The organism is Methylobacterium sp. WL18 (assembly GCF_008040015.1).
GTDB classification, from domain to species: Bacteria; Pseudomonadota; Alphaproteobacteria; order Rhizobiales; family Beijerinckiaceae; genus Methylobacterium; species Methylobacterium mesophilicum.
On sequence record NZ_VRVD01000340.1, the window covers coordinates 1 to 4,992 of the forward strand.

Sequence of the window (4,992 nt, forward strand, 5' to 3'; positions counted from 1 at the left end):
CCGCTGCGCCGCCGCGGCGAACCCCGCCCGGGTCACCGTGAGCACGCCGATCGGGTCGTCCGCGGCGGCGCAGCGGATCGCGCGCGCCGGGCTGCCCACCGCGATCGTCCAGGAGGGCGGCTATCTCTGCCCGGCCCTGCCGGAGAACCTGACGACCTTCCTGGCGGCGTTCGACGCGGCGCGCTGAGCCGGGGCTCGGTACAACCCGGATACCGCGCGGCGTGATGCGAATATGGCGCATCGGGACGCGAATGTCGTCGTCGGAGCAACTGCTTCCGCCGACGCGGCGCGGACGACCTGTATACCAGCCTGAAGAGGGCCCGCCCGGGTTGCGGCCCGGCCGGGAGGACACGAGCGATGCGTGCGGGCGATGTCCGGCGACCCGATGGGGCCAGCGCACCCTGGCACGCCGGCCTGACCCGGCGGCACTGGCGCATTCTCTGGGGCAGCTATCTCGGCTGGATCTTCGACGGCTACGAGGCGGTCGCCCTGGTCTACGCGCTCCGCCCGGCCCTCGGATCTCTCCTCACCCCCGAGCAGGCCCAGGCGCCGGCCTTCTACGTGGGGGCGGCGATCGGGATCACCCTCCTGGGCTGGGGGCTCGGCGGGCTGATGGGTGGCATCGCGGCCGACTACATCGGCCGCAAGCGCATGATGATGCTGTCCATCCTGGGATACGCCCTGTTCACGGGGCTGACGGCGTTTGCCGGAAGCTTCGCTCAGCTCGCGATCCTACGGTTCATAACCGGACTCGCCATCGGCTCCGAATGGTCCACCGGCATCGCCCTGGTCGCCGAGACCTGGCCGAACCGGGCCCGGCCGAAGGGCTGCGGCTTCCTGCAATCGGGCTTCGGCGGCGGCGCGGTGCTCGCCGCGATCGTCTGGGCGCTGCTCGCCGCCTTCGAACCCCTCGGCCCGGAATCATGGCGGATCATGTTCGCGCTGGGCGCGCTTCCGGCCTTCGTCTGCCTGTACCTGCGGCGCGCCCTGGAGGAATCCGAGCAGTGGATGCAGGCCCTGCGGGAGCAGCGCTGGGCCGCCACCGCCGAGGACGCCGCGAGCACGCAACCCACGGGACGGCGTCCGTTCTCCCTGACGGAGATCTTCCGGGAACGCGAGAGCCGCCGGCGGGTCCTGCTCGCCACCCTGATGTCGTTCGCCACGACGGTCGGCTGGTGGGCGGTCTCGTCGTGGCTGCCGGCCTACACGGAAGGGTTGGCCAAGGTCGCAGGCGAACCTGCCAACGTGTGGGGCCCGCGCATGGGCATCCTCTACAATGTCGGGGCGATCATCGCCTACCTGCTCTCCGGCTTCGTGGCGGATGCGGTCGGGCGGCGCGCCTTCCTGCTGATCACGTATGCCGGCTGTATCGTCACCTCGCTCGCCTGCTATCTCTGGACGGGCGGGCTGGTGCCATTCATGGGGCTCGCGTTCCTGAACGGGTTCTTCACCCTGGGCTTCGCCTTCTCGTGGATGGCGATCTACTTGGTGGAGCTGTTCACCCCGGCGGTGCGGGCGACGGCAGCCAGCGCCGTCTTCAACGGCGCGCGACTGATCGCCTGGATCTTCCCGATCATCGCCGGGCAGATCGTCACCCTGTCGGGCGGCGTGGCCGCCGCGGCCCTGACCATGTCGAGCGTCTACGCGATCGGGCTGATCGTGCCGTGGTTCATGCCGGAGACGACCGGGAAGCCGCTGCCGGATTGACGGCTTCGGCCGGCTTGCCGGAAAGGGGGAGGGGCGTCGACGCACCTGCCGAGACGCACATTGCGGATGCGCCCCTCGCCCGAGTCGGACGTGGGGCGCGGATCGCCGATCCTACGCCTCGTCGTCCTCGTCCTGATGCCGGCCCTTGAGCTTGGCGAAGACCGAGTCGGCGTCGATCCGCTCCTCGCGGCCGCCATGCTCGCCCGCCTCCTCGGGCTCGGGGGCCGTCGAGACCTCGGTGGGCAGAAGCGAGGCGCCGGATTCGGCGGCCAGGGCGGCCGGGCGGTCGGCCGCGGCGCGCTGGACCTCGAAGTCGAGGTTGATCTGGGTGGCCAGGCCCAGGGTCACCGGGTCCATCGGCTGGAGCGAGCCGGAATTCCAGTGGGTGCGCTCGCGGATCTGCTGGATCGTCGACTTGGTGGTGCCGACGAGGCGAATGATCTGCGAATCCTTCAGCTCGGGGTGGTTGCGCAGCAGCCACAGGATGGCGTTGGGCCGGTCCTGGCGGCGGGAGAGCGGTGTGTAGCGCGGGCCCTTGGTGGTGCGCTTCACCTCCGGCAGCTTCACCTTCGAGACGGCCGGCTTGAGCTTGTAGTGCGGCGCCTTCTGGGCCTTCTCGATCTCGTCGCGGGTGAGCTGGCCGGTGGAGACCGGATCGAGCCCCTTGATGCCGGCCGCGACCTCGCCGTCGGCGATGCCCTTCACCTCGAGCGGGTGCAGCTTGCAGAAGTCGGCGATCTGCTCGAAGGCCAGGGAGGTGTTCTCGACCAGCCAGACGGCGGTCGCCTTCGGCATCAGCGGACCCTGGGACATGTGCTCTCGTACTCCGGCCTGGCGGGACGGGGGCCGGGCACCGGGCCGCGGGCTCCGGATGCAGATCCGGAAGTCCCGTCTCACGCTGTCGAATGGGGATGAGCGACTATAGGGCCGCCCGGGGAAGGGCGCAATCGCGGGTTCGGCGGTTCCCGGGCGCTTGGCGCCGATTAAACGGCGCACGAGGCCGGGCTACAAACCGGATGTGAGCCCGACCGACTCACCCGCGAAGTCCGCACGCGGCCGGTTACGGCCGGGAGTGCAGAGGATGGTCAGCTCTCTGGCATGGTCCAGAACAGCGAATGGCGAGTGGAGCTTCCGGCTCCGCCTCGCCATTCCTCTCTGGGCTTGGCTACACCTCAGCAGGTGAATACCAGGGATCGGCGGTAGCCGCCGCCGATCTCACTCCCGAACATAGCGTGGCCCGGGGCGGGCAACAACGTCCAGGCCGACACCCTACTTCCCCGGCAGCCCGTGGACGATCGGGAAGAACGTGTCCTTCCAATCCTTGGGCTCGGCCTTGATGGTCTTCATCGCGTAGAAGTGCCGGGCCTGGAGCATGATCCCGTACGGGGTCGTGGAGAAGTTCGTGCCCGGCTCCTTCATGATCGCCACCAGCGTCTCGGGGGGCGTCTTCTCGTTGGTGGCCGCGACGTAGTCCTTGGCGGCCTGGAGCGGGTCCTTGGCGATCTCGGCATTCGCCTCGTCGATGGCGGCCACGATGGCGGCGGCGAGCTTGGGGTTGCGGGTGAACCAGCCGGTCCGGGCATAGAAGATCGCGTTGCTCACCGGCTCGCCGACCAGCTCGAAGGAGTTGAGCACCGCGTGGATCGCCGGGTCCTGCAGCTCGCGCTGCTGGAACGGCGGCAGCGAGAAGTGGCTGTTGACCTCGTTCTGGGGGCTCGCCAGCGCCGCCACCGCGTCGGGATGGCCGAGCTGGACGGTGAGCGGGTCGAGCTTGGTCGCCCCGTCGGGGCCGAAGGCCTTCTTGGCGGCGATCTGGAGCAGCACCGCCTGGGACGAGACCTTCACGGAGGGCAGGGCGATCTTGTCCTTGCCGGAGAAGTCGCTGACCGTCTTCACGTCCGGGTTGCGGGTGAGCAGCAGCATCGGCGTGCTGCCGACCCCGCACAGGCCCTTCACGTCGCCCCGGGTGCGGTCGTTGAGCAGCAGCATGTTGGTGGAGCCGCTGTCGACGATGTCGATGTTGCCCGACAGCAGCGCGTCGTTGCCGGCCGCGCCGCTGGTCAGGTTCACCCACTCGACCGTGACGTCGCCGAGGCCGGCCGCCTTGGCCTGCTTCTCGATGAGCTTGTGCCGCTCGGCGAGCACCGCCGGCAGGTAGACGAAGCCGGGCTGCCGGCTGATCCGGACCTTGGAATCGTCGGCCTGCGCCGGGACGGCGAACGGGGCGGCGAGCGCCAGCCCGGCCAGCAGCAGGGCGGCGGGGCCGCCCTGGAAGAGGTGACGGCAGAGTCCCGGAATCGCAGTCGCCCGCAACGCACGCACCATGTCTGTCCTCCCTGGCCCGCCGGCTTCATGTCCGGATCCGGGCTTTATTGGCGGCAAGTGGACAGCCTCATGCCGATAAGCGCAAGGCCCGGCGCGGTCTTCACGGCGCGGTAACGGTAACGTCGCACAGTCTCTCCGCGTGAAATTTTCGTTCCGGGGGCGGGCTCGTGAAGATCGGCATCGGAGCGAGGCTCCACACCATCACGGCCACCGCGCTGCTGGGCATCGCGGCAGTCTCTTGCATCGGCCTGCTCAACCTGAAATCGCAGGTTGAGCAGGATCGCATGGCCAAGACCCGCAACCTGACGGACGTGGCCCACGGCGTGGCGGCCTATTTCGAGGGCGAGGAGCGGGACGGCCGGATGTCCCGGGCCGACGCCCAGGGCGCGGCGATCCGGGCCATCAAGACCCTGCGCTACGACGCCCAGGAATACTTCTGGATCAACGACCTGCAGCCCCGCATGGTCGCCCATCCGATGAAGCCCGAACTCGAGGGCAAGGACCTCTCCGGCGTTCAGGATCCCACCGGCAAGTACCTGTTCCGCGACTTCGTCACGCTCGCCAAGGGGCAGGGTCAGGGCTTCGTCGACTATCACTGGCCTAAGGCCGGGTCCGAGGCGCCGGTGCCGAAGCTGTCCTACGTGCGCGGCTTCGCCCCCTGGGGCTGGGTGATCGGCACCGGCATCTACGCCGACGACACCGCGGCGATCCTGTGGGATGCGGCCTGGCGGGCGGCGGCCGGGATGCTGGTGGTGATCGCGCTGATCGGCTTGCTGGCGGCCGTGATCGGCCGCCGGGTGACCCGGCCGCTCCTGGCCCTGAACCAGGCCATGCACCGCCTCGCGGCGGGCGACATCGCCGCCGCGGTCCCGGAGCGCGGGCGCGGCGACGAGATCGGCACGATGGCCGGCGCCGTGCAGGTGTTCAAGGACGCGCTTGTCGCCAAGGCCGAGGCGGATG

General features: G+C 69.7%; 4 protein-coding genes and 1 pseudogene. 3 read left to right on the top strand and 2 right to left on the bottom strand.

Going from position 1 to position 4,992, the window contains the following annotated elements:
• Together FV228_RS20015 and FV228_RS20020 are read left to right on the top strand one after the other, a co-directional pair.
• A pseudogene (locus tag FV228_RS20015) lies at nt 1–187 on the top strand (histone deacetylase family protein); the annotation flags it as partial.
• Between the two features lie 170 nt (nt 188–357).
• Nucleotides 358–1,707 (top strand): MFS transporter, encoded by a 1,350-nt coding sequence (locus FV228_RS20020; protein ID WP_147856222.1) that lies wholly within the window; start codon nt 358–360, stop codon nt 1,705–1,707.
• A gap of 111 nt (nt 1,708–1,818) precedes the next feature.
• Here the strand turns inward: FV228_RS20020 and FV228_RS20025 are convergent, their stop codons facing one another.
• Together FV228_RS20025 and FV228_RS20030 are read right to left on the bottom strand one after the other, a co-directional pair.
• Nucleotides 1,819–2,520, bottom strand: coding sequence for a cell cycle transcriptional regulator TrcR (locus FV228_RS20025; RefSeq protein ID WP_147856223.1), 702 nt, complete (start codon nt 2,518–2,520; stop codon nt 1,819–1,821).
• A gap of 456 nt (nt 2,521–2,976) precedes the next feature.
• Nucleotides 2,977–4,032, bottom strand: coding sequence for an ABC transporter substrate-binding protein (locus tag FV228_RS20030; RefSeq protein ID WP_147856224.1), 1,056 nt, complete (start codon nt 4,030–4,032; stop codon nt 2,977–2,979).
• Nucleotides 4,033–4,199: 167 nt separating this feature from the next.
• Between FV228_RS20030 and FV228_RS20035 the strand changes: the two genes are divergently transcribed.
• Nucleotides 4,200–4,992 (top strand): cache domain-containing protein (locus tag FV228_RS20035; RefSeq protein WP_147856225.1); only part of this gene is annotated, 793 nt, incomplete at its 3' end.

What these genes read in the sequence shown, in the direction of transcription:
- FV228_RS20020 (WP_147856222.1), top strand. Translation starts at nt 358, where the DNA reads ATGCGTGCGGGCGATGTCCGGCGACCCGATGGGGCCAGCGCACCCTGG.
- FV228_RS20025 (WP_147856223.1), bottom strand. Translation starts at nt 2,520, where the DNA reads ATGTCCCAGGGTCCGCTGATGCCGAAGGCGACCGCCGTCTGGCTGGTC.
- FV228_RS20030 (WP_147856224.1), bottom strand. Translation starts at nt 4,032, where the DNA reads ATGGTGCGTGCGTTGCGGGCGACTGCGATTCCGGGACTCTGCCGTCAC.